The organism is Pseudomonas sp. Irchel s3h17 (assembly GCF_900187505.1).
Classification (GTDB): domain Bacteria; phylum Pseudomonadota; class Gammaproteobacteria; order Pseudomonadales; family Pseudomonadaceae; genus Aquipseudomonas.
This window is the reverse complement of sequence record NZ_FYDL01000004.1, coordinates 304,789-326,646: the sequence shown is the minus strand read 5'-3', so window position 1 is coordinate 326,646 and position 21,858 is coordinate 304,789. Positions and strand designations below refer to the sequence as shown.

Here is a 21,858-nt window from a genome sequence, read left to right as displayed (position 1 = left end):
GAGTCTGTGAGGTGCGGGAGCTCTTGCTGCAGTGGTGGCGCACCCGTGGAATGGATTCATTACCAACAAGGGCAAAGGCATGGTCATTGATATCGGTATCGGTGAGGCAGATTGCAAGTCCATCGTTGACGGGGTTTTGTGATTGTTATCGGATACTTATGTGTTTTATCTGAAAGCCCGTGATTTCACTGGGATGTGACAAGGTCGATGTTTCGCATCCTTCATTTGATGTTTAAAGAACAATGTAGCGAGTTGGCGTCGGCGGTGGATCTGATTATCGAGCGTATTCGTGCAATGGGTTTTCCACGGTCGGGCGCATATTCGATCTGTGCGCGTCTTTATTTCATCACGGAACAAGAGGGCATACCAAGTGCCTAGGACATGATCAAGCAACTTGTCCCAGGGCAGGAAGCGGTCACTTGCACTGCACGAAGTCTGTTGCCCCTGCTGGATAAAGTCTGTGACGAGTCCACGACGGACCTGCTGGCGCAGCGCATGCGCGTTCATGAACCGACCGCGTGGATGTTGCGCTCGCTGTTGGACAATCGGTAGCCGCCCGTTGGCGGGTGGCGTCCTGCGGTGCCATCGGTGCGTTCCGTCCTGCGGGGTGGTGGGGGGCTGTTTCCTGATCGCGTGCAACGCTTTTGCGTGCGCGGTTATTGGATTTTTCAGCGTGCCTGTTTTTATAGATTAAGTCAGGGCTGCGTTAATAATCTTCTTTCTTTAGTTGGTTTGTCCTACGTGCGTTGTTATAAAGGCATCTGGAAATAACGGTCGGCTTGCGCTTATATAACGGAACGGATCGTTGTTTCTGTTATGGAACTAAGGCAAGGGAGTGTCGACGGTATGGCTCGATTATCAGGGCGTGATGTAAGTGAGATTGCCAGGTTTCCGGATATAAGGATTGATCCCTTTGTCCGGGAGTTTGATATGGGGCTGGTGTGCCCGTTGTCGCGATCGGTTCGGTTGAACGGATTCGCGACGTGCTTGAGATTGGAGCGGGTCTACTGGGATATTCTGGCCGATATGGCAAGGCGCAATGATTGTTCGGTAAGCGCCCTGCTTTCTTATGTCGATCGGGAGGTGCACCTGCGTCATGGCGGTGTGAAGAATTTCAGTGGGTTGGTCCGGGTGGTGTGTGTTGTGCACAGTTTGAGCGAGGGCGGCCATCACCCGCGGTGATCGGTGGATTGCCGGTCTGGACGGCTCCGTGTTCAGGTGCCTGTCGGTGGCAGACCCCGCTGAGCGCGTGCCCGTACAGCGTTACGGCTGCACAGGCTCGATTTAATGGATATAATCCCGCTCTTTGCCGCGAAACCGAATGTTTACGCGGGAACTATCTGATCGCCGAGACAACCCCATGCCGATGTACGACTATCAATGTGCTTCCTGTGGTCATCAGTTGGAAGCCATTCAGAAGATCAGCGCAGCACCGTTGGTCGACTGCCCCGCCTGCCAGGCACCCGAACTGAAAAAAATGCTGTCGATGCCAGGCTTCCGCCTGAGCGGTACCGGTTGGTACGAAACCGACTTCAAGACCGGTTCGAAGAAAAATCTGGCTGGCGGCGACAAAGCTGACTGAGTTGAACGACACACCGGGCTCTTGCATTATCTGACGCTTCATTCAAATGCAGCGGTCGGCAAGACCTCCATCGAATTTCGAATTACGAGAAGTGAAACCACTACCATGATGCGCAGCCATTATTGCGGCCAACTGAACGAAAGCCTGGAAGGTCAGGAAATTACCCTTTGCGGATGGGTCCATCGTCGTCGTGACCACGGCGGGGTGATTTTCCTCGATATCCGTGATCGTGATGGTCTGGCCCAAGTGGTATTCGATCCGGATCGCGCCGAGAGCTTCGCCGCCGCCGATCGCGTGCGCAGCGAATACGTCGTCAAGATCACCGGCAAGGTGCGTCTGCGTCCGGCCGGAGCCACCAACGCCAACATGGCCTCGGGCATGATCGAAGTCCTGGGTTACGAACTGGAAGTGCTGAACGAAGCGGAAACTCCGCCGTTCCCGCTCAACGAGTTCTCCGACGTCGGCGAAGAAACCCGCCTGCGTTATCGCTTCCTCGACCTGCGTCGCCCGGAAATGCTCGAGAAGCTGCGTCTGCGTTCGCGCATGACCACCAGCATTCGTCGCTTCCTCGACGAGAACGGCTTCCTCGACGTCGAGACGCCGATCCTGACCCGCGCCACACCAGAAGGCGCTCGTGACTATCTGGTGCCGAGCCGTACCCACGCCGGTTCGTTCTTTGCATTGCCGCAATCGCCACAGCTGTTCAAGCAACTGCTGATGGTCGCTGGCTTCGACCGCTACTACCAGATCGCCAAGTGCTTCCGTGACGAAGACCTGCGCGCTGACCGCCAGCCGGAATTCACCCAGATCGACATCGAAACCAGTTTCCTCGATGAAAAAGAGATCATGGGCATCACCGAAAAAATGATCCGCAACCTGTTCAAGGAAGTGCTGGATCTGGAATTTGGTGAATTCCCGCACATGACCTTCGAAGAGGCCATGCGCCGTTACGGTTCCGACAAACCGGACCTGCGTAACCCGCTGGAACTGGTAGACGTTGCCGACCAGCTTAAAGAAGTCGATTTCAAAGTCTTCAGCGGCCCGGCCAACGATCCGAAATGCCGGATTGCCGCACTGCGCGTTCCTGGTGCTGCGAGCATGCCGCGCAAGCAGATCGACGACTACACCAAGTTCGTCGGCATCTACGGTGCCAAGGGCCTGGCATACATCAAGGTCAACGAGCGCGCCAAAGGCGTCGAAGGCCTGCAGTCGCCTATCGTCAAGAACATTCCTGAAGCTAACCTCAATGTGATCCTCGATCGCGTTGGCGCGGTTGACGGCGACATCGTGTTCTTCGGTGCCGACAAAGCCAAGATCGTCAGTGAAGCCCTGGGCGCATTGCGGATCAAGGTCGGTAACGACCTGGACCTGCTGACCTGCAAGTGGGCCCCTATGTGGGTCGTCGACTTCCCGATGTTCGAAGAGAACGACGACGGCAGCTTCACCGCCTTGCACCACCCGTTCACCGCGCCGAAGTGCACGCCGCAAGAGCTGGAAGCCAACCCGGCGACCGCGCTGTCGCGTGCCTACGACATGGTGCTCAACGGCACCGAGCTGGGTGGCGGTTCGATCCGTATCCACCGCAAGGAAATGCAGCAATCGGTATTCCGCCTGCTGGGTATCAGCGAAGCGGAACAGGAAGAGAAATTCGGCTTCCTGCTGGACGCCCTGAAGTACGGCGCACCGCCCCACGGCGGCCTGGCTTTCGGCCTGGACCGTCTGGTGATGCTGATGACCGGCGCCCAGTCGATCCGTGAAGTGATCGCGTTCCCGAAAACCCAGAGCGCGGCGTGCGTGATGACCCAGGCCCCGGGTCTGGTGGATGCGAAGGCACTGCGCGAACTGCACATCCGTTTGCGCGAACAGCCGAAGGCTGAGTAAGGCTTGATCGCCGTGGCGCATCGCAGTATGCGTCACGGGGTGTCAGAGCAGATTACGTTGCCCGCTCGCCTTCCAGGGCGTGCGGGCATTGTTTTTTTAGAGAATTCGGAGCGAGTTATGGCGGGTCATTCCAAGTGGGCGAACATCAAGCACCGCAAAGAACGTCAGGATGCCAAGAAGGGCAAGATTTTCACCAAGTGGATTCGCGAGCTGACTGTCGCGGCCCGTCAGGGTGGCGGTGACCCGGGTTCCAACCCGCGCTTGCGGCTGGCGCTGGACAAGGCCCTTGGCGCGAACATGAGCCGCGACATCATCGATCGTGCCGTTGCCCGTGGTGCCGGTGCGGCCGATACCGATGACATGGTCGAGCTGAGCTACGAGGGTTACGGCCCGGGTGGCGTGGCCGTGATGGTCGAGTGCATGACCGATAACCGCAACCGTACGGCGGCGGCTGTTCGCCATGCTTTCAGTAAGTGTGGCGGCAACCTGGGGACCGACGGCTCGGTGGCGTATCTGTTCGAGCGCAAGGGGCAGATTTCCTTCGCTCCGGGCGTTGATGAAGATGCGCTCATGGAGGCGGCGATGGAGGCCGACGCCGATGACGTCGTGACCAACGAAGACGGCTCGATTGATGTGTTCACCTCATTCGCCGGTTTCTATGCGGTGCGTAACGCCCTGGAAGCGGCGGGTTTCAAGGCTGACGATGCCGAGATCGTGATGTTGCCGACCACCAGTGCCGAACTGGACCTGGAGGGGGCCGAGAAGGTCCTCAAGCTGATCGACATGCTCGAAGACCTGGATGACGTGCAGAACGTCTATTCCAATGCGGACATCCCCGAGTCGGTGGCCCAACAGCTCGGCTGAAGGGCGACGCAGATCTAGTGTGGGAGTCGGGCTTGCCCGCGATGACGTCGGCAGGCTCGACATTGATGTTGAATGTTCTACCGCTATCGCGGGCAAGCCCGGCTCCCACAGGGTTCTCGGTAGGGCTACAAAATGTGCATCCGGCACAGCCTGCTCTATGCTGGCCTCACTCTCTTAACCCGCAGGCGTTATGACTTTAATTCTTGGTATCGACCCCGGTTCACGCATTACCGGTTATGGCGTGGTGCGCGATACCGGTCGTGGCTGCGTGTACGTGGCTTCGGGGTGTATTCGTACCGGCAGCGGCGAGCTACATGAACGGTTGCAAATTGTTTACCGCGGCGTGCGCGAAGTCATTCAGACGTATGGCCCGGTGACCATGGGCATCGAAAAGGTTTTCATGGCGCGTAACGCCGATTCGGCCCTGAAGCTGGGGCAGGCACGTGGTGCGGCCATTGTCGCCGGGGCAGAAGAAAGCCTGGAAATCGCCGAATACACCGCCACCCAGGTCAAGCAGGCAGTGACCGGGACCGGCGGGGCGAATAAAGAGCAGGTGCAGATGATGGTCATGCACATGCTCAAACTCACCAGCAAGCCGCAAATCGACGCCTCGGATGCCCTGGCCATCGCCATTTGCCATGCCCACACCCGTTCCAGCCTGTTGCCTCATGGCCTGGGGGCTGCTCGCAGTCGCGGCGGTCGTCTTCGCCTGTGATCTGATAGCATCAGCCCTCGTGTTTTTTCCGTTGAGCGTTTTGCGCCTGTCCCGTCGGCGATCACGCTCATTTTGCTACCCGAAAGCCAGATCTGGCCAACGCTTAAGGATTTGAAACGTGATTGGACGTTTACGCGGCACCTTGGCTGAGAAGCAGCCGCCGCACCTGATTCTGGATGTAAACGGCCTGGGCTATGAGCTGGAAGTGCCGATGACCACCCTGTACCGATTGCCGTCGGTCGGTGAACCGATCACCTTGCACACCCATTTGGTGGTGCGGGAGGACGCCCAGTTGCTCTATGGTTTCATCGGCAAGCGCGAGCGTGACTTCTTCCGTGAGTTGATCCGCCTCAATGGCGTGGGCCCGAAGCTGGCGCTGGCCTTGATGTCGAGCCTTGAGGTCGATGAGTTGGTGCGCTGCGTCCAGGCACAGGACACCTCGGCGCTGACCAAGGTGCCGGGTGTCGGGAAAAAGACCGCCGAGCGTTTGCTGGTGGAGCTCAAGGATCGCTTCAAGGCCTGGGAGACCGTGCCGAGCATGTTCGCGCTGGTGCCGAACCAGCCGGATGCGCCGGCGCCGCTGCACAGTGCTGAAAACGATGCGGTCAGCGCGCTGATTTCCCTGGGTTACAAGCCGCAGGAGGCCAGCAAGGCGATCGCAGGCATCAAGGAGAAAGGCTTGAGCAGCGAAGACCTGATTCGTCGTGCCCTGAAGGGAATGATCTAAGTGATTGAAGCTGATCGTCTGATTGCCGCCACCGGTGGCCCGCGCGAGCGCGAAGAAGTCCAGGACCGGGCGATTCGTCCGGTCAGCCTGGCCGAGTACATCGGCCAGCCAACCGTGCGCGAGCAAATGGAGCTGTTTATCCAGGCTGCCCGCGGGCGCAATGAATCCCTGGACCATACGCTGATCTTCGGACCGCCCGGGCTGGGTAAAACCACGCTGGCCAACATCATCGCCCAGGAAATGGGGGTGTCGATCAAGAGCACCTCCGGGCCGGTGCTGGAGCGGCCGGGCGATCTGGCGGCGCTGTTGACCAACCTGGAACCTCACGATGTGCTGTTCATCGATGAAATCCATCGCCTGTCGCCCATTGTCGAGGAAGTGCTGTACCCGGCCATGGAGGACTTCCAGCTCGACATCATGATCGGTGAGGGGCCGGCTGCCCGTTCCATCAAGCTTGATTTGCCGCCGTTCACCCTGGTGGGGGCAACCACGCGCGCGGGGATGCTGACCAATCCGCTGCGTGACCGTTTCGGTATCGTCCAGCGCCTGGAGTTCTATAGCACGGCGGACCTGGCGACCATCGTCAGCCGTTCGGCCGGTATTCTCGGGCTGCCGCTGGACCCAGAAGGCTCGTTCGAAATTGCCCGGCGAGCACGTGGCACGCCGCGTATTGCCAACCGCTTGTTGCGTCGGGTGCGCGATTTTGCCGAAGTCCGGGCCAAGGGGCATATCACCAAGCCGATTGCCGACCTGGCGTTGAACCTGCTGGACGTCGACGAGCGTGGCTTCGATCATCAGGACCGGCGCTTGTTGCTGACCATGATCGAGAAGTTCGATGGCGGGCCGGTGGGGGTGGACAGCCTCGCGGCGGCGATCAGTGAGGAGCGGCACACCATCGAGGATGTGCTGGAACCGTACCTGATCCAGCAAGGCTATATCATGCGCACGCCCCGTGGCCGGGTGGTTACGCGGCACGCGTATCTGCATTTTGGGTTGAATATTCCGTCGCGCATGGGTGAGATGCCCGTGGTAGACGAGTTTCTGGATGCAGTGGACGATTAATAAGCGGTCTGCGCCGATTTTTTCGGGTTTTGCGCTGTCTCAGGTGGCTGCGAAACCCTTCTTTGCCAGGAAAGGCGCAGAAGTATGAAAAACAGTTGCCTGGCGGATTGGCAACCTGAGGAGTAAGCACTAGAGTATGCGCGCGCAAAACGGGCTAGAGTCGTTCGCACATCGTTGTCGCGTTTATTACGAGGACACCGATGCCGGCGGCATCGTGTATTACGTTAATTACCTCAAGTTTATGGAACGGGCTCGAACCGAGCGGCTTCGTGAGCTGGGCTTTGCCCAGTCGCAGCTGGCAGGCGAGGACCTGTTGTTTGTCGTGCATTCCAGCGAAGCGCGCTACCACGCGCCGGCGCGACTGGACGACGAGCTTCTGGTAAGTGCACAAGTAATCGAATTGAACCGTGTCAGCCTGCGCTTTAAACAGCAGGTCAGGCGAGCCGCGGATAATGCACTGCTCTGCGAAGGGCAGTTTTTGGTGGCCTGTGTGCGCACCCATAGTTTGAAACCCCGGGCCATTCCCGAAGCTCTACGCGCGGCTTTTGCCGGCGAGAGCGGCGCGGGTACACACTCAGAGCAGGAGATAAAGCGTGGAAGCTAACGTCGTCGACCATTCCTCCATGTGGAGCCTGGTCAGCAATGCCAGTATCGTTGTGCAACTGGTAATGCTGATCCTGGTAGCCGCATCGGTGACCTCATGGATCATGATCTTTCAGCGCAGCAACTTGCTGCGCGCCGGTCGACGTGCCCTGGAGAGCTTCGAGGAGCGCTTCTGGTCCGGTATCGACCTGTCCAAGCTGTACCGTCAGGCCGGCAGCAACCCGGACCCTGATTCGGGCGTGGAACAAATCTTCCGTGCCGGCTTCAAGGAATTCTCCCGCCTGCGCCAGCAGCCGGGCGTTGACCCGGAAGCGGTCATGGAAGGCGTGGCCCGTGCCATGCGCGTGGCCATTTCCCGCGAGGAAGAAAAGCTCGAGCAGAGCCTGCCGTTCCTGGCCACCGTCGGTTCCGTGAGCCCGTACATCGGTCTGTTCGGTACGGTCTGGGGCATCATGAACTCGTTCCGCGGCCTGGCCACTGCCCAGCAAGCGACCCTGGCCACCGTGGCTCCAGGCATTGCCGAGGCACTGATCGCCACGGCGATCGGCCTGTTCGCCGCCATCCCGGCCGTCATCGCGTACAACCGTTTTGCGGCGCGCAGCGAAACCCTGACCAGCCGTTACTACACCTTCGCCGATGAGTTCCAGGCGATCCTGCACCGTAAAGTGCACACCAGCGAAGAATAAGCAGGTATTTCCCAATGGCTTTAATCGCTCGAGCTCGCAAAAAGCGCAAGCCGGTTGCCGAGATGAACGTGGTGCCTTACATCGACGTGATGCTGGTACTGCTGGTCATCTTCATGGTGACCGCGCCGATGCTCAATCAGGGCGTGAAAGTTGATCTGCCCAAGGTTTCCAGCGAAGCCTTGCCGCAGGACAACAACACCCAGGTCCTGACCATTTCGATCAAGGCTGACAAGACCTATTACTGGAACCTTGGCAGCGAAGTCGACACCGACAAGCAACAGGATCGGGCAATGACCTTGCCGCAGATGACCGACGCGGTGACCAAGATCATTCGCGCCGGCACCGAAGGCGGCAAGCGCACCCAGGTATTCATTCGCGGCGACAAGACCGTCGACTATGGTTCCGTCATGGGCGCCATGGGTGGGCTGCAGAAAGCCGGGGTCGGTAACGTTGGCCTGATTACCGAGGCGCCCTGATGCAGCAACAGCGAGAGCCAACAGCCTCGGAAAGCTACTTCTGGCCTAGTGTCTGGGCGATTGCCCTGCACATTCTGGTGTTTGGCATGCTGTTCGTCAGTTTTGCCTTTACCCCGGAATTGCCGCCGGCCAAGCCGATCGTCCAGGCGACCCTGTACCAGTTGAAATCGAAAAGTCAGGCGACGACCCAGACCAATCAGAAGATTGCGGGTGAAGCGAAGAAATCCGCTGCGCGCCAGACCGAAGTCGAACAGATGGAGCAGAAGAAGGTCGAGCAGGAAGCGGTGAAGGCTGCGGAACAAAAGAAAGAAGAGGTGGCTCAAAAAGCCGAGGAAGCCAAGCAGGCCGACGAGTCCAAGAAAGCGGAAGAGGCGAAGAAGGCTGATGAAGCCAAAAAAGCCGACGACGCGAAGAAGACCGCCGAAGCCAAGAAGGCTGAAGAGAAACAATTGGCTGATATAGCCAAGAAGAAATCCGAAGAAGAAGCCAAGAAAGTCGCTGAAGAAGAGGCCAAGAAAGCGGCCGCTGAAGCAGCGAAGAAAAAGATAGTCGAAGACGCGAAGAAAAAAGCCGCGGAAGACGCCAAGAAGATAGCTGAAGCTGAAGAGGCGAAGAAGAAAGTCGCCGAAGATGCGAAGAAGAAAGCTGCTGCCGATGCTGCGAAGAAGAAATCGCAGGAAGCAGCACGTAAATCCGCCGAAGAGAAAAAGGCCCAGGCCTTGGCTGATTTGCTTTCCGACACGCCGCAGCGCCAGCAGGCCTTGGCCGATGAGCTGGGCGATGAAGTCGCGGGCAGTTTCGACGATCTGATTCGTGCTCGGGCAGCGGAAGGCTGGGCTCGTCCTCCTTCGGCACGCAAGAACATGACGGTCGTGCTGCAAATTGGCATGTTGCCAGATGGCACGGTGACTTCGGTCAGCGTGGCCAAGTCCAGTGGCGATGGTCCGTTCGACAGCTCGGCTGTGGCGGCGGTCAAAAACATTGGTCGTTTGACGGAAATGCAGGGAATGAAGCCAAGCGACTTCGCTCCCTATCGTTCATTCAAGATGACATTCACACCTGAGGATCTAGCCTTGTGAGAAACCTTCTTCGAGGAATGCTTGTCGTTATTTGCTGCATGGCAGGGATAGCGGCGGCGGATGAAAAAAACATTCTGGTCACCAGCGGCAGTGACCGGGCAACCCCGATTGCAGTCGTGCCGTTTGGCTGGCAGGGCGGTAGCGTCCTGCCGGATGACATGGCGGAAATCATCGGTAACGACCTGCGCAACTCGGGTTACTACTCGCCGATTCCAAAGCAGAACATGATCAGCCAGCCAACCCAGGCCAGCGAAGTCATCTACCGCGACTGGAAGGCCCTGGGTGCCCAGTACATCATGGTCGGCAGCATTGTTCCGGCGGGCGGTCGCCTGCAGGTGCAGTACGCCCTGTTCAACGTCAACACCGAGCAGCAAGTGCTGACCGGTAGCGTGTCGGGCGGTGTCGATCAACTGCGTGACATGGCGCACTACATCTCGGACCAGTCGTTTGAAAAGCTCACCGGTATCAAGGGCGCGTTCTCCACGCGTCTGTTGTACGTGACGGCCGAGCGTTTCTCCGAGAAGAACACCCGCTACACCCTGCAACGCTCCGACTACGACGGTGCTCGCGCGGTGACCCTGCTGCAATCGCGTGAACCGATCCTGTCGCCGCGTTTCGCGCCCGATGGCAAGCGCATCGCTTATGTCTCGTTCGAGCAGAAGCGTCCGCGTATCTTCATGCAGAACATCGACACCGGTCGTCGTGAGCAGATCACCAACTTCGAAGGCCTGAATGGTGCGCCAGCCTGGTCGCCGGACGGTTCTCGCCTGGCGTTCGTGCTGTCCAAGGACGGCAACCCGGACATCTATGTGATGAACCTGGGGTCGCGCCAGATCAGTCGTGTCACAGCCGGTCCCGGCATCAACACCGAACCGTTCTGGGGCAAGGATGGTTCGACCATCTACTTCACCTCCGATCGCGGTGGCAAGCCACAGATCTACAAGACCAGTGCCAGCGGCGGCGGTGCCGAGCGTGTGACTTTCGTCGGTAACTACAACGCCAACCCGAAACTGTCGGCCGATGAAAAGACCCTGGTGATGATCCATCGTCAGCAAGGCTTCACCAATTTCAAGGTGGCGGCCCAGGATTTGCAGCGCGGTAGCGTAAAAATCCTCACTGATAGCACTCTGGACGAGTCGCCTACTGTCGCGCCTAACGGCACCATGGTAATCTACGCCACCCGCCAGCAGGGCCGGGGAGTCTTGATGCTCGTGTCCATCAATGGACGCGTAAGGCTCCCACTTCCTACCGCACAAGGCGAAGTCAGAGAACCGTCCTGGTCCCCTTACCTGAACTGACGCGGCGCAACACGTATTACATAACACATTGGGGTTCATTAGGAGTTTCACGATGGAAATGCTGAAGTTTGGTAAGTTTGCTGCGCTGGCCCTGGCCATGGCTGTAGCTGTAGGTTGCTCGTCCAAAGGCGGCGACAATGCCGGTGAAGGCGCAGTAGATCCAAACGCTGGTTACGGCGCTAACACTGGTGCTGTTGACGGTTCCCTGAGCGAAGAAGCTGCTCTGCGCGCAATCACCACCTTCTACTTCGAATACGACAGCTCGGACCTGAAGCCAGAAGCCATGCGCGCTCTGGACGTTCACGCCAAGGACCTGAAAGCAAACGGCGCTCGCGTTGTTCTGGAAGGCAACACCGACGAACGTGGTACTCGTGAGTACAACATGGCACTGGGCGAGCGTCGTGCGAAAGCCGTTCAGCGCTACCTGGTACTGCAAGGCGTTTCCCCAGCCCAGCTGGAACTGGTTTCCTACGGCGAAGAGCGTCCAGTTGCTACCGGCAACGACGAGCAGTCCTGGGCTCAAAACCGTCGCGTCGAACTGCGTAAGTAATTCGTCATGCGAACATGCCGTCGTGCTGTAACTGTCTTGGCTCTCAGTCTCGCCCCGCTTGCGGTGTGGGCTGCGGTTCCTGTGGTCGATAACGATTCCGGTTATAACAATAGCGGGAGCAGTTATCCGCCTGCAGGTTACGGTACGAACGGCGCCTATGCCGGGGGAGGGGTTTCGACCCCTGTCTCGGCACAGGGCGAGCTGTTCAACCAACTGCAACAAATGCAGGAACAGATCGCACGCCAACAAGGCGTGATCGAGGTTCTGCAAAACGATGTTGCGCGCATGAAGCAAGAAAGCCTGGAGCGATACCAGGATCTTGATCGGCGTATTGGAACCGGCGGTGCATCCGCTGCGGCTCCTGAAAATTCTCCAGCCGGTGGCGATGCCGCCGGTGCTGCGGCAGGCGCGGGTGCTGCTACCCAGGCGCCAGCGGCCAGCAGCGAACCGGGTGATCCGGCGAAGGAAAAGCTCTACTACGATGCGGCCTTCGACCTGATCAAGGCCAAGGACTTCGACAAGGCCAGCCTGGCGTTTACCGCATTCCTGCGCAAGTACCCCAACAGCCAGTATTCGGGTAACGCCCAGTACTGGCTGGGCGAAGTGAACCTGGCCAAAGGCGACCTGCAAGGCGCCGGCCAGGCATTTGCCAAGGTTTCGCAGTTGTACCCCAAGCACGCCAAGGTGCCGGATTCGCTGTACAAGCTGGCTGATGTAGAGCGCCGCCTGGGTCATACTGACAAGGTCAAGGGCATTCTGCAGCAGGTCGTTTCCCAGTATCCGGGGACTTCCGCCGCTCAGTTGGCACAGCGCGATCTGCAGCGCATGTAAGGTTGTTTGACCGGCTTTACAAGAAACCCGCGCTTGCCGCGGGTTTTTTCGTTAGAATTCACGCCCTTTTTAGCAACACCGCTTTTTGGGATCTGCGCGTTGGCGGGGTTCCATCAAGTGCCTGACGGAGGCGGACAGCCTGTTTAGCTGTTACGCCCGTGGCGACTATGCAAGACACATTGAGAATTACCGAAGTTTTCTACTCGTTGCAGGGTGAAACGCGGACTGCCGGGCTGCCCACTGTATTCGTGCGCCTGACCGGTTGCCCACTGCGTTGCGGTTACTGCGACAGTGCCTATGCGTTCAGCGGCGGCACGGTTCGATCCCTCGACGACATCCTCGAGCAGGTTGCCGGCTTCAGGCCCCGTTATGTCTGTGTGACTGGCGGCGAGCCCCTGGCGCAACCCAATGCCATCCCTTTGCTCAAGCAACTCTGTGATGCCGGCTACGAGGTGTCGCTGGAAACCAGTGGCGCCCTGGATATCAGTGCGGTCGATCCACGGGTCAGTCGCGTCGTCGACCTGAAGACCCCGGGCTCCAAGGAAGCGCATCGTAACCGCTACGAGAACATCGAGCTGCTGACCCCCAACGATCAGGTCAAGTTCGTGATCTGCTCGCGGGAGGATTATGACTGGGCGGTGTCCAAGCTGATTCAGTACGGCCTCGACCAGCGAGCCGGTGAGGTGTTGTTCTCGCCGAGCCATCACGACCTGAATGCGCGCGACCTGGCGGACTGGGTTGTCGCGGACAACCTGCCGGTGCGCTTGCAATTGCAGTTGCACAAATATCTTTGGAACGACGAGCCGGGGCGCTGAGATGACTGAACAACTGAATCAAGTAGAAAAACGTGCTGTCATTCTGCTGTCCGGCGGACTGGACTCGGCGACTGTCGTGGCCATGGCCCAAGCCGAAGGCTACAGCTGCTACACCATGAGCTTCGATTATGGCCAGCGTCACCGTGCCGAGTTGCATGCGGCCGAGCGCGTGGCGCGTGACCTGGGCGTGGTCGAGCACAAAGTGATTGGCCTGAACCTGAACGGCATTGGCGGTTCGGCACTGACCGACAGTTCCATCGACGTCCCTGAAGCGCCGAGCGAAGGCATTCCGGTGACGTATGTGCCGGCCCGCAATACCGTATTCCTTTCATTGGCGCTGGGCTGGGCCGAAGTGCTCGGTGCGCGGGATATCTTCATTGGTGTCAACGCCGTGGACTACTCCGGTTACCCGGATTGCCGTCCCGAGTTCGTCGAAGCCTTCGAGCGCATGGCCAACCTGGCGACCAAGGCCGGGGTGGAAGGGCAGGGCTTCCGTATCCAGGCGCCGCTGCAGAACCTGAGCAAGGCGCAAATCATTCAGGCCGGCGTCAAGCTCGGCGTCGATTATGGGCTGACCGTATCCTGCTATCAGGCGGACGATAACGGCCGTGCCTGCGGCAAGTGCGACAGCTGCCGCCTGCGTGCGGAAGGCTTCGCGGCGGCCGGGATCAGCGACCCAACACCTTATTTTTGAATTATTTTCAAAAAGGTGTTGAATAGTCCTTAAAAATCAGTATTATACGCGCACCACACAGCGGGTCGTTAGCTCAGTTGGTAGAGCAGTTGGCTTTTAACCAATTGGTCGTAGGTTCGAATCCCACACGACCCACCATATTTGGCGGTTTAGAAAATCCGGAAGGCCCACGCAAGTGAGGATTTCCGGGTTTTTTTTTGCCTGAAATTCAGTGCTCGCAGGTCTGGAGGGTGGGGCTTTCGCTAAGGTAGTAGTGGTTGCCCGGTTTTACCGCGTCGCCGCGATTTTCAGTTCCCACGGTTTAAAACTCAGCCACAACAACACCCCTGGTACCTGCAACGCGATCATCACTCCCAGCGACCACTGATAAGCCTCCACTGGATGCCCTTGTCCAGATCTTGGCCACAGGTTCAGGATTTCCCCTATCAACCATTGCAGGACGAACGCCAGCACGAACACCACCAGGTTGAACGATGAACTGACCCGCCCGGCCAGTTCAGGCGATACCGACTGAGCGACGATCGCGTAGTTCATGGTGGTGGAGGTGCCGAAGAAGCTGAACCCCATTGCAATCAGTAGCGGCGATACGGGTAGTTCGCTGATCATCAGTGATTGAAATACGATGAAGATTGAAACCCCGGCGCCGCACACCATGATCGGCTGCACACCAAAGCGCCGCAGGTAGTCGGTGAGCGAGCCGAAGGCCAGCGAGCCTGCCACCATTGCCACGGTGCCCCAGAGTAAGGTATTGGCCATGCCGGACTCGTTCAACTGGGCGACATCGCGTAGCCACGGCCCCATCCATAGCGACAGCACCGACATGTAGATCGCATGGGCAAACACCGAGTACAACGCCAGTCGCCAAAATACCCAGGAGGAGTAAAGCGTTCCCACGGCCTTGGACATTTCGGCAAGAGTGGTGTGTTTGGGGTTGTAGGTGCGCGGCACGCTCCGATGTATGACTACGCAGACGAACAAAGTCAGCAGCGCCAGAATCAAGAATGCTTCACGCCATGAGATCCACTTGAGCAGTTCATGCAGCGGCGTGGTGGATGCCATTGCGCCCAAGCCGCCCACAGATAACAGGCATGCTGTACTCAGCGGCAGGCGTTCGGCAGGTAGCCAGATCGCGCACGCCTTGATCGCACTCATCAGCGAGCCAGCAACACCTAGGCCGATCAGGCCGCGACCAATGATCAGGCCCAGTTCCGTATGGGAGAAGCTGAAAATCAGCGAGCCCAACACAGCGAACAGCAGCATGGGTGCCTGCACGCTACGCGGACCGTAGCGGTCGAGCATGACGCCCAGCGGAATCTGCGCTGCGGCGAAAGTCAGAAAGTACACGCCGGTCAACAGGCCGAGGCTACTGGCGGGCAGGTGCAGTTCCCGTTCCAGATCCACGTAGATCAAGGCGTTGACCGTGCGAAACAGATACGAAACAAAATGCCCGAGGCCAAATGGGATGAATATGGTCAAAAACAAGTACAAAAACGAGTGTTTGGCTTCCTTATCGGCTTTGGTGCAGGAGTCTATGTTCTCATTACTCACGTCGCAGGCGTCTCGCATGTGGAAAAGGTTGTGCGTATTTCACAGCAGAAACGACCCCGCTCATCTTCAAGCCAAAGCTCATCGGGGCACGGTCGCATTTCCGAGAACTTTACGTGACCAGCGTTCTTCAGGGCGTTGCTGATGCCGTCGAAGGACAACGGGTTATCGAAGTCGAGGAACAGCGGTTTGGGTTCGGTATCGATCTTGATGAAGGCATAACGGGGCAAGCCATGATCGGCGGCCCAGGCACGCCATTGCAGAGTGTGTTCAAGCTCGTCGACCGAGCCCTTCGGCTCTGGCAGGCGATCTCTGGTGAATAGCCAGGAAGCGCGCTTGTAGAGGGTACGACCCAACCAGATACGTCGGTGCTCGTGTTTGGCCACGGCACTACCGGCCAGGGCGAAGCCCAGCCGATGAATAGCGGTGGAATACACACACAGCAAGTCTTCGCTGAACTCCCCCAGGGCGTCGACCACTTGCAGGCGACCATTCACTCGCAGCACTTTTGCCCTACCGGCGGCAAACTGCTGGTTCGCCGCGACACAACCGCCACCAGAAGGCAGTACCAGTTGCAAGTAAGAGGGCTGCAGCGGCCAGTCTATGTGCGAGCGTTGATAACTGTCGGGCGAGTCCGCGAGCATCAGGCGAGGGCGTTGGAAAATCGCCTCTACCTGCTGGTTTATCTGCGTATTGAACGGTCCGAACGGTGCGGCAACGGGCTGGCTCAGCGTATGGACTGCCGGATGCACTTCACCCACGATGATTTCGTAATCGCCACGATTGAACGCCGCCACCGACGCGCTGGAAAGCAGGATATCCGGAGAGTGATAGTCACTGCCAAAGACCTCGAAGCCGGCGACCTCCAGATCGGCGTTCAACAGGGTGATCAGGCGTTCGATGTCCGCCGCACAAAGATGCACCTCAGGATGCGCTGGGAAGTCCTGAAGTAGATGCGTCCAGGCCGTTTTCAGGCGCTGATCGAGGTCGAGGATGATGCGCGCTTCCAGTGCCGGAAACAGAGGAGCAAGCGTGCTGATCAAATCGAGAAAATCAACCTGCTGCCCGGGGTTATCAGTGTGGCGCTGTTCCCAGACCTCAATGAAAGCCTCATTGAGTTGATGCGCGATGGCTTTGATCAGCCACTGATTGATGCGCATCAGCGGCGCCAGCTCTTCGTTGACTTGATTGAGCATGGCTTGGCCGAGGCTGATGTCCATGTTTCTCGAACAATCCTCGTACACCGGGTAACGGCCGACATACATGGCGCCGGTTTCTCGGCTGAGGTCGACCCCTGCCTCGCCCAGCAGTTGGTTCAAGCCCTCCAGGCATTCGGTCCGGCGCAGCAGGTCGCCGTGGGCATAGTCGCGGCGCAAACCTTCCAGTGCTTCAAGGCGCGATTGCCAGACCTGGCTGAATCTATGGGATACCCCTGCGTTGGCCAAGCAGTGTTGTAGCCGCACGATTGGATTACGCTCACGAGGGGACATTTGCCAGCCTCGGTGCACGATCCGGTTGCTCACAAGGTGTTCCAGTAGATCGTGCAATGTGCTGGCAGCGACTTCCGAACAGGCGCTCAACACCCCGGCAAACGTCGGTTCTCGACCCTGTTGGTCACTGATGTAGTGCAGTACCTGTGCGGTTTTCGGGTTGAGGGGCTGGCTTTTGCCAATCGGCATGAACAGGGTCTGTTCGTTCAGGTAGCAACCGAAATTGAGCTGCAAGGGCATGCGGTCGGTGTCTGGACACTGCAGGTTGATCTGTTCTACCAACCGCTGTACCACCCAATTTTCGAAGAAGGTGCGGCGTTCCTTGATCCACGCCGTGTCGCCCTGGGTTAGCCGTATATGCTCCGTCTGGCGGTCATCGAACCGGCCCCAGGCCAAAGGTCCGAAAAAACTTGAGGTATCGTTCTTGGCGCAGAAACGTTGCGCGTAGCTCCAGCCCAAACGCAGCTTCTGCTTTTTGCGGGTGTCGTTTCTGTTGTGCCGGTCCCTGACCAGCTCACGGATGCGTGTCATCGCCGACGGGTTGGATATGAACAAGGCCTCGGCCACCGCTTCGTCATCCAGGAAGTCGATCAGCCCTTGGCGGGCGCTTTCCAGATAGGCGTCGTATTCCTGGGTGGCCTCTTCACACGCCGAAGTTCGCTCCAACAAACCGTTCCAACGCTGCAAAGCTTCGGCCAGAGATTCGCGCAACACTTCCGGCAGGTCGGAGGACTGCAGGACTTGGTCCTCGTTGAGTTTGCGGATGAGTTTTCGGCAGGCCTGGGGTGAATGCGAGTTGGCCTCTTCAAGTAACGTTGCCTTCTGTGCCTGCAATGAGCGGAAGTCTTGTTCAAAGGCGCGGCACGATGGCAGCTCAGCGAATCGGCCCAAATTCGTCAAGTGATGAATGGGGAAACCGGTCGATCGCAGCCAAAAGTACTGTGAGCTTTCCATGTTCTAGACCGGCATCCTGATTGCGTTGAGTCGATGCAGTTTACCGAGCAGTGCCAGGTCTTCGCCGCTGGGTTGCGCGGCGGCTGTGGAACTCAGCATCTGCATCAAGGTGTCTTGAGACTGCGGTTGCTCCAGGCATTGGTAGAGGTGCGCCGCGCGCGGGCCTATCAGCGTAAATTTGTGGCGGGCCTCAGGGGTGGGCAAATACACCAGGATGTGTTGGCTGGTTTCCTCAGGGCTGCTACGCCCCAGCAGGCTTTTATCACGCAACCAGTGCGACAGCGCATAACGGCTCTGGTAAATGCGTGCACCGTCAGTGCGCTGATAATATCCCGGCACTACGTCGCTGGCTTCTACCAGCCCGGTGTAGAGGCGCACACATTCGCGTTCAAGCCCCATCAGGTCGCGAATCTGCGGGTAGTCAGCGAGTTCCTGGCGTTCGAGCAAAAAGCCCAGCGCCGAATCGCAATAGCCATAAACCCTTGGTCCGTAGTCGAACCACTCTTGTTGACGCAGGAATGCCTTGGACAGTGTCGGTAGATCCAGCCCGATGTTGATCAGTGCACGCAAAGTCAATGGGGCGCCGGTTTCCAGCGCATTGATAAAGGAATTGGCCAAGCGGAACTGATAGTTTTCGACGAACCATTTCACCCTATCAAACTGACTGGCGTAGGCGTGCAGAATCGCCCGCTCGTCATTGGGAAAGTGTTGCAGCCATTGAGTCGCGCCCTGAGCCTCATATAACTGCTTCTGCAGTGTTTCATCGCGAAGCAGGCGTCGCCATAGCTTCCAGACTAGCTCAGCATCCATGCATCAGCTCCTGTATCGGTTTTGTGTAGTGGTTCCAGATTTTCTGTGCGCGCCGCACATCGGTGACGATCATGTGTTCGTCATTGGCTTCCATCACTCGTGTCCGTGCGTGGTGAGCCTGCCCCTGGTATTCCAGGATGATCGCCGAGGGTTGGGTGCGTGACATGAGTTCCTGGTACAGATCCCAAACAGGTTCGGGTACACACGAGTCATGCCAGTCGTGGTAAAGCCCTTCGTGCCAACTGCCGCCGGCCAGATGCACCGAGATCACCTTGTCCAATGGCAAGGTGTCGAGGTAGTCGCGCAAGTCGAAGTTTTTCAGGTTCAGGTGATTGGTGTAGATGTTGTGCAAGTCCAGATGCAAAAAGGTGCCGGACTGCTGCACGAGTCGGGCCAGGAACTCGGCTTCACGCATTTCTGCGCCCGGACATTGCAGATAATAGGCGGCGTTTTCATGGGCCAGCGGCGTCCCGTAATGCGCCTGCAACGTCTTCGCGCGTTCGGCGCAGCGCAGCACCTCGGCATTGGAAAACTGCAGCGGGCTGCTCCAGATATCCAGCCAGGAGTTGTCGCCATAAAAACAATGGTTGGCGACCCATGGGCTGTTCAGCATCTTGGCTAGGGGTACGTGGCGTTGCACGGCGGCGGTTTTTTCAAGAGGGCTGAAACCAAAGTCGCAACCGTAATTGGAATGCGCCAGCAGCGTGAATTTCTCAGCCAGCCGGTTGATCATCGCCTGGGCCGCGGGCCTGATAATCTGCGGGCCATCCATGGGGGCCATGATGTTGTCGAGCAGTATTTCCAGCACATCGACTTCGATGTCCTCAAATGGAAACCAGTCGAGGATCTCGGGGTTGTACTGGATACCCACACCAATCGGTTCGGGCTTAACGAAGTGAGCCATGTGGTTGCCCAGTCAGAGGAAGAAGGCGGCTCCCTCGGCGTAAAGCCGAGGAAGCGCGGGACGATCAGGCGAAAACTTTGCTTTCGATGATTTCGATATCGTCGAGGTCGAATTCCTCGAACGGCGTATCGTTGAGGGCTTGCGGCGCTACGCTGCTAGCGGATTCGGTGGTGAGTTCATCCGTGTTGGCGATAGCTGGGGCCATTGTAGATTGAGTCATGACACTGTCCTTACGGGTGGTTGAAAAGGCGAATCAGGGTGGCTGCGGTGAAACACCAGGCGATTACCCAGCCCAGGCAGGTCAACAGGAATGTGCTCCAGTAGAGCCTGCGCAATGCAGGGGAAACCGCTTCCAGCGGCGCGGTGCGCCAATGCCGCTTTACATAGTTGAATGCACGCTGGCGCAGGCGCGGTTGTCCGAGAACTTCGGTAATCGCCAGGTACGTGTCACCATTAAAAATGGGCAGCAGCGTCGGTACGAGGGAAACTAACGAAGCCACGATCATCACCACAAAAAGAGCAGGCAACCCCCCTTGGGAATCACGGAACATTGCCCACAGGACAATGCCCACACCTGCATACAGAAGGCTGACCAAGGGGCCTGCAAGAATGGTGATCACTCGTTGGTTCAGCGGCAGCCGCGACCACTGCGCCTGCACCGGACGTACCCAGCCGGTAGCCAGCAACAAGTAAATGCCGATTCCGAAATCGTTGACCTTGACCCCATAGTGACGACAGGCCATCGCGTGCCCCAGTTCATGAAGGGCGATGGAAGTCAAAATGACCGGGAAGTGCCAGAGCAACCAGCGGTAACTTTGGATATATGTGTCGCCAGCATCGGTCATGAACGTGCCGAAGTGCGCGCCCAGGTACACGAAGCTCGCTAGGGCCAGCGCCAGCAGCGGCAAAATGAATGTCGCGCGGCAGCACCAGGGCGCCAACCGGTAAATGTGATCGAGCAGTGGCTGCGGGTTGGTTTTCACCAGATTAATCAGCAGATGCTCTTTCAGCGGGCCGTAGGTGATGCCCGTGGCGGGGTCGCGCAGGTCCTTTTTATGCGCGGTTTGCTCGCTGCTCAGCAGTTTCAGGTTGAGCAACTTGCGCTCGAACTGCGCAAGCTTCTCAGGGCTGACCTTGATTCGATGCTGCGCAAGGGCGGCCTCGGCAATATCGTGCAGGCTTCGCTGGCCATCGAAGAGCAAAGCAAGTGAGTACTCGGCCCTGCCCAGTTCAAAGCCAATATCATTACGGGGGTCGTAGAGGTTGTAGCGCCACATGACCGAATCGGCTGGCGGCGGGGTCACGACCAGGTCATCCCTGAAGCAGGAATGGATTTTGGCCCTCGACTTTTCGAGGGCACATGCAGAGGCACTCATGCGCGGGCTCGCAACGCGTGCAGGCTGGGCATGTACGAATCCTGAAGTGCCTTGCGGCCCTGGGCCTTAATGCTTTCGAGGTGTTCGGTGACAGGTTGGGCACAGACGCGCCCTAGCACGAATACAGCTCCCGGCCGGGTCGGCCCGCATACGGGCTCATGGGTGGTCTGGATCGGTACCCAACCATGCCGGCACATCAGGTACTCGATGCTGCTGGCACTCAAGTAACGGCGATGGTTATGGGTTAGAAACCCTTGTTCGATGCCATAACCCAGCGCGCGACCTTCAATCAACAACAACCCGTCTTCGGCACTGGCCTGCCGACAAAGTTGCATGACTTGGTTGACATCATGAACATGTTCCAGCGAACCATTGATGATGATCAGGTTGAAATCACCACTTGCGCTCATACGTTCGGCACCCACCGGGTCGATGTCCAGGCCGATGTTTTTGCCGTATTTCACATAGGCCCGGTCGGGGTCATTGCCTCTTACTGTCCAGCCCCGTTTAGCGAAAGGAATCATCACGCCACCGGCGGAACAACCGACGTCAAGCATTTTGCCTTGGGCGGGAAGCACATCTTGCAAGTACCGATACAGGTATTCGCCGCGGCGTACCTGATCGAGAAAGAAGGTACGCTCCGGTTCCGTATTGCCGAACAAACTTAAGCGGTAGAATTTGTCGTAGTACGCGCTGTAGAAAGCTTCCTCGAAGCGGTATTTTTGGAAAATATGTCCACAATCCTGGCAACCTAACACCGGTAATGCCACTGCTTGGTCACCGGGACCCCGGATGTTTTCCAGCAAAACCCAATGTTCTTTTGAATTGCACAACTCACAAATCATTTTTCGCGCGCGAAACGTGTCTGGCATCTGCAAAAGTTGCAAGTACTGTTGCTCTATGGTTGCGCTCACGA

Annotated in this window: 23 protein-coding genes, 1 tRNA gene and 1 pseudogene; 18 read left to right on the top strand and 7 right to left on the bottom strand. The window is 58.0% G+C overall.

The window, feature by feature from the left end; all coding sequences use genetic code 11:
- Nucleotides 1-160: 160 nt before the first annotated feature.
- From CKW25_RS07575 to CKW25_RS07490, 18 genes and pseudogenes are all read left to right on the top strand, one after another.
- A pseudogene (locus CKW25_RS07575) lies at nucleotides 161-552 on the top strand (Dps family protein).
- 294 nt (nucleotides 553-846) lie between these two features.
- Nucleotides 847-1,182, top strand: coding sequence for a ribbon-helix-helix domain-containing protein (locus tag CKW25_RS07570; RefSeq protein WP_095078626.1), 336 nt, complete (start codon nucleotides 847-849; stop codon nucleotides 1,180-1,182).
- Nucleotides 1,183-1,360: 178 nt separating this feature from the next.
- The gene (locus CKW25_RS07565; protein WP_010457489.1) at nucleotides 1,361-1,582 is read left to right on the top strand and encodes an FmdB family zinc ribbon protein; all 222 of its coding nucleotides are present in this window, start codon (nucleotides 1,361-1,363) and stop codon (nucleotides 1,580-1,582) included.
- Between the two features lie 105 nt (nucleotides 1,583-1,687).
- Nucleotides 1,688-3,463, top strand: a complete 1,776-nt coding sequence (gene aspS, locus CKW25_RS07560; protein WP_095078559.1) for an aspartate--tRNA ligase — start codon at nucleotides 1,688-1,690, stop codon at nucleotides 3,461-3,463.
- 117 nt (nucleotides 3,464-3,580) lie between these two features.
- Nucleotides 3,581-4,327: a YebC/PmpR family DNA-binding transcriptional regulator gene (locus CKW25_RS07555; RefSeq protein ID WP_095078558.1), complete on the top strand. Its 747-nt coding sequence runs from the start codon at nucleotides 3,581-3,583 to the stop codon at nucleotides 4,325-4,327.
- A 190-nt stretch (nucleotides 4,328-4,517) separates the two neighbouring features.
- Entirely contained in the window at nucleotides 4,518-5,042 is a 525-nt protein-coding gene (gene ruvC / locus CKW25_RS07550; protein WP_038981958.1) for a crossover junction endodeoxyribonuclease RuvC, read from the top strand.
- A 118-nt stretch (nucleotides 5,043-5,160) separates the two neighbouring features.
- Entirely contained in the window at nucleotides 5,161-5,769 is a 609-nt protein-coding gene (ruvA, locus tag CKW25_RS07545) for a Holliday junction branch migration protein RuvA (RefSeq protein WP_095078557.1), read from the top strand.
- Nucleotides 5,770-6,831: a Holliday junction branch migration DNA helicase RuvB gene (gene ruvB / locus CKW25_RS07540; protein WP_095078556.1), complete on the top strand. Its 1,062-nt coding sequence runs from the start codon at nucleotides 5,770-5,772 to the stop codon at nucleotides 6,829-6,831. It abuts the gene before it with no gap.
- Between the two features lie 136 nt (nucleotides 6,832-6,967).
- The gene (gene ybgC / locus CKW25_RS07535; RefSeq protein WP_095078555.1) at nucleotides 6,968-7,435 is read left to right on the top strand and encodes a tol-pal system-associated acyl-CoA thioesterase; all 468 of its coding nucleotides are present in this window, start codon (nucleotides 6,968-6,970) and stop codon (nucleotides 7,433-7,435) included.
- Nucleotides 7,425-8,120: a protein TolQ gene (tolQ, locus tag CKW25_RS07530; RefSeq protein WP_095078554.1), complete on the top strand. Its 696-nt coding sequence runs from the start codon at nucleotides 7,425-7,427 to the stop codon at nucleotides 8,118-8,120. The genes ybgC and tolQ overlap by 11 nt, the downstream gene beginning before the upstream one ends.
- A 23-nt stretch (nucleotides 8,121-8,143) precedes the next feature.
- A complete protein-coding gene (gene tolR / locus CKW25_RS07525) occupies nucleotides 8,144-8,596 on the top strand; it encodes a protein TolR (RefSeq protein ID WP_172736453.1) in 453 nt (150 codons plus the stop codon).
- Entirely contained in the window at nucleotides 8,596-9,675 is a 1,080-nt protein-coding gene (gene tolA / locus CKW25_RS07520; protein ID WP_095078552.1) for a cell envelope integrity protein TolA, read from the top strand. Before tolR ends, tolA begins: the two co-directional genes overlap by 1 nt.
- Before the next feature lie 17 nt (nucleotides 9,676-9,692).
- Nucleotides 9,693-10,973 (top strand): Tol-Pal system beta propeller repeat protein TolB, encoded by a 1,281-nt coding sequence (gene tolB, locus CKW25_RS07515; RefSeq protein WP_172736433.1) that lies wholly within the window; start codon nucleotides 9,693-9,695, stop codon nucleotides 10,971-10,973.
- Between the two features lie 52 nt (nucleotides 10,974-11,025).
- Nucleotides 11,026-11,523, top strand: coding sequence for a peptidoglycan-associated lipoprotein Pal (gene pal / locus CKW25_RS07510; RefSeq protein WP_003178634.1), 498 nt, complete (start codon nucleotides 11,026-11,028; stop codon nucleotides 11,521-11,523).
- Between the two features lie 6 nt (nucleotides 11,524-11,529).
- A complete protein-coding gene (gene ybgF, locus CKW25_RS07505; RefSeq protein WP_095078550.1) occupies nucleotides 11,530-12,354 on the top strand; it encodes a tol-pal system protein YbgF in 825 nt (274 codons plus the stop codon).
- 167 nt (nucleotides 12,355-12,521) lie between these two features.
- Nucleotides 12,522-13,169, top strand: coding sequence for a 7-carboxy-7-deazaguanine synthase QueE (queE, locus tag CKW25_RS07500; protein WP_095078549.1), 648 nt, complete (start codon nucleotides 12,522-12,524; stop codon nucleotides 13,167-13,169).
- A gap of 1 nt (nucleotide 13,170) precedes the next feature.
- On the top strand, nucleotides 13,171-13,863 hold the full coding sequence (gene queC / locus CKW25_RS07495) for a 7-cyano-7-deazaguanine synthase QueC (RefSeq protein WP_095078548.1): 693 nt from the start codon (nucleotides 13,171-13,173) through the stop codon (nucleotides 13,861-13,863).
- Between the two features lie 62 nt (nucleotides 13,864-13,925).
- Nucleotides 13,926-14,001: transfer RNA gene (locus CKW25_RS07490), tRNA-Lys, on the top strand.
- A gap of 129 nt (nucleotides 14,002-14,130) precedes the next feature.
- On the opposite strand, the gene CKW25_RS07485 is transcribed toward CKW25_RS07490, so the two are convergent.
- The 7 genes from CKW25_RS07485 to CKW25_RS07460 form a co-directional block, all read right to left on the bottom strand.
- Nucleotides 14,131-15,411 (bottom strand): MFS transporter, encoded by a 1,281-nt coding sequence (locus CKW25_RS07485; protein WP_256577942.1) that lies wholly within the window; start codon nucleotides 15,409-15,411, stop codon nucleotides 14,131-14,133.
- Nucleotides 15,408-17,732 carry a lantibiotic dehydratase gene (locus tag CKW25_RS07480; protein WP_256577941.1) on the bottom strand — a complete coding sequence of 775 codons (2,325 nt, stop codon included), beginning with the start codon at nucleotides 17,730-17,732 and terminating at the stop codon, nucleotides 15,408-15,410. The genes CKW25_RS07485 and CKW25_RS07480 overlap by 4 nt, the downstream gene beginning before the upstream one ends.
- Before the next feature lie 123 nt (nucleotides 17,733-17,855).
- Nucleotides 17,856-18,662 carry a hypothetical protein gene (locus tag CKW25_RS07475; protein WP_095078546.1) on the bottom strand — a complete coding sequence of 269 codons (807 nt, stop codon included), beginning with the start codon at nucleotides 18,660-18,662 and terminating at the stop codon, nucleotides 17,856-17,858.
- Nucleotides 18,652-19,566 carry a DUF692 family multinuclear iron-containing protein gene (locus CKW25_RS07470; protein ID WP_095078545.1) on the bottom strand — a complete coding sequence of 305 codons (915 nt, stop codon included), beginning with the start codon at nucleotides 19,564-19,566 and terminating at the stop codon, nucleotides 18,652-18,654. The genes CKW25_RS07475 and CKW25_RS07470 overlap by 11 nt, the downstream gene beginning before the upstream one ends.
- Before the next feature lie 64 nt (nucleotides 19,567-19,630).
- Nucleotides 19,631-19,786, bottom strand: a complete 156-nt coding sequence (locus CKW25_RS26635; RefSeq protein WP_158248601.1) for a TglA family RiPP precursor — start codon at nucleotides 19,784-19,786, stop codon at nucleotides 19,631-19,633.
- 10 nt (nucleotides 19,787-19,796) lie between these two features.
- Nucleotides 19,797-20,942, bottom strand: a complete 1,146-nt coding sequence (locus CKW25_RS07465; RefSeq protein ID WP_172736431.1) for a M50 family metallopeptidase — start codon at nucleotides 20,940-20,942, stop codon at nucleotides 19,797-19,799.
- A complete protein-coding gene (locus CKW25_RS07460) occupies nucleotides 20,939-21,856 on the bottom strand; it encodes a bifunctional 2-polyprenyl-6-hydroxyphenol methylase/3-demethylubiquinol 3-O-methyltransferase UbiG (RefSeq protein ID WP_256577940.1) in 918 nt (305 codons plus the stop codon). Before CKW25_RS07460 ends, CKW25_RS07465 begins: the two co-directional genes overlap by 4 nt.
- Between the last annotated feature and the right edge of the window lie 2 nt (nucleotides 21,857-21,858).

Excerpts from the sequence above, each read along its gene's own strand:
- CKW25_RS07570 (WP_095078626.1), top strand. The coding sequence starts at position 847 with ATGGCTCGATTATCAGGGCGTGATGTAAGTGAGATTGCCAGGTTTCCG.
- CKW25_RS07565 (WP_010457489.1), top strand. The coding sequence starts at position 1,361 with ATGCCGATGTACGACTATCAATGTGCTTCCTGTGGTCATCAGTTGGAA.
- aspS (WP_095078559.1), top strand. The coding sequence starts at position 1,688 with ATGATGCGCAGCCATTATTGCGGCCAACTGAACGAAAGCCTGGAAGGT.
- CKW25_RS07555 (WP_095078558.1), top strand. The coding sequence starts at position 3,581 with ATGGCGGGTCATTCCAAGTGGGCGAACATCAAGCACCGCAAAGAACGT.
- ruvC (WP_038981958.1), top strand. The coding sequence starts at position 4,518 with ATGACTTTAATTCTTGGTATCGACCCCGGTTCACGCATTACCGGTTAT.
- ybgC (WP_095078555.1), top strand. The coding sequence starts at position 6,968 with ATGCGCGCGCAAAACGGGCTAGAGTCGTTCGCACATCGTTGTCGCGTT.
- tolA (WP_095078552.1), top strand. The coding sequence starts at position 8,596 with ATGCAGCAACAGCGAGAGCCAACAGCCTCGGAAAGCTACTTCTGGCCT.
- tolB (WP_172736433.1), top strand. The coding sequence starts at position 9,693 with ATGCTTGTCGTTATTTGCTGCATGGCAGGGATAGCGGCGGCGGATGAA.
- pal (WP_003178634.1), top strand. The coding sequence starts at position 11,026 with ATGGAAATGCTGAAGTTTGGTAAGTTTGCTGCGCTGGCCCTGGCCATG.
- ybgF (WP_095078550.1), top strand. The coding sequence starts at position 11,530 with ATGCGAACATGCCGTCGTGCTGTAACTGTCTTGGCTCTCAGTCTCGCC.
- queE (WP_095078549.1), top strand. The coding sequence starts at position 12,522 with ATGCAAGACACATTGAGAATTACCGAAGTTTTCTACTCGTTGCAGGGT.
- queC (WP_095078548.1), top strand. The coding sequence starts at position 13,171 with ATGACTGAACAACTGAATCAAGTAGAAAAACGTGCTGTCATTCTGCTG.
- CKW25_RS07475 (WP_095078546.1), bottom strand. The coding sequence starts at position 18,662 with ATGGATGCTGAGCTAGTCTGGAAGCTATGGCGACGCCTGCTTCGCGAT.
- CKW25_RS07470 (WP_095078545.1), bottom strand. The coding sequence starts at position 19,566 with ATGGCTCACTTCGTTAAGCCCGAACCGATTGGTGTGGGTATCCAGTAC.
- CKW25_RS26635 (WP_158248601.1), bottom strand. The coding sequence starts at position 19,786 with ATGACTCAATCTACAATGGCCCCAGCTATCGCCAACACGGATGAACTC.
- CKW25_RS07465 (WP_172736431.1), bottom strand. The coding sequence starts at position 20,942 with ATGAGTGCCTCTGCATGTGCCCTCGAAAAGTCGAGGGCCAAAATCCAT.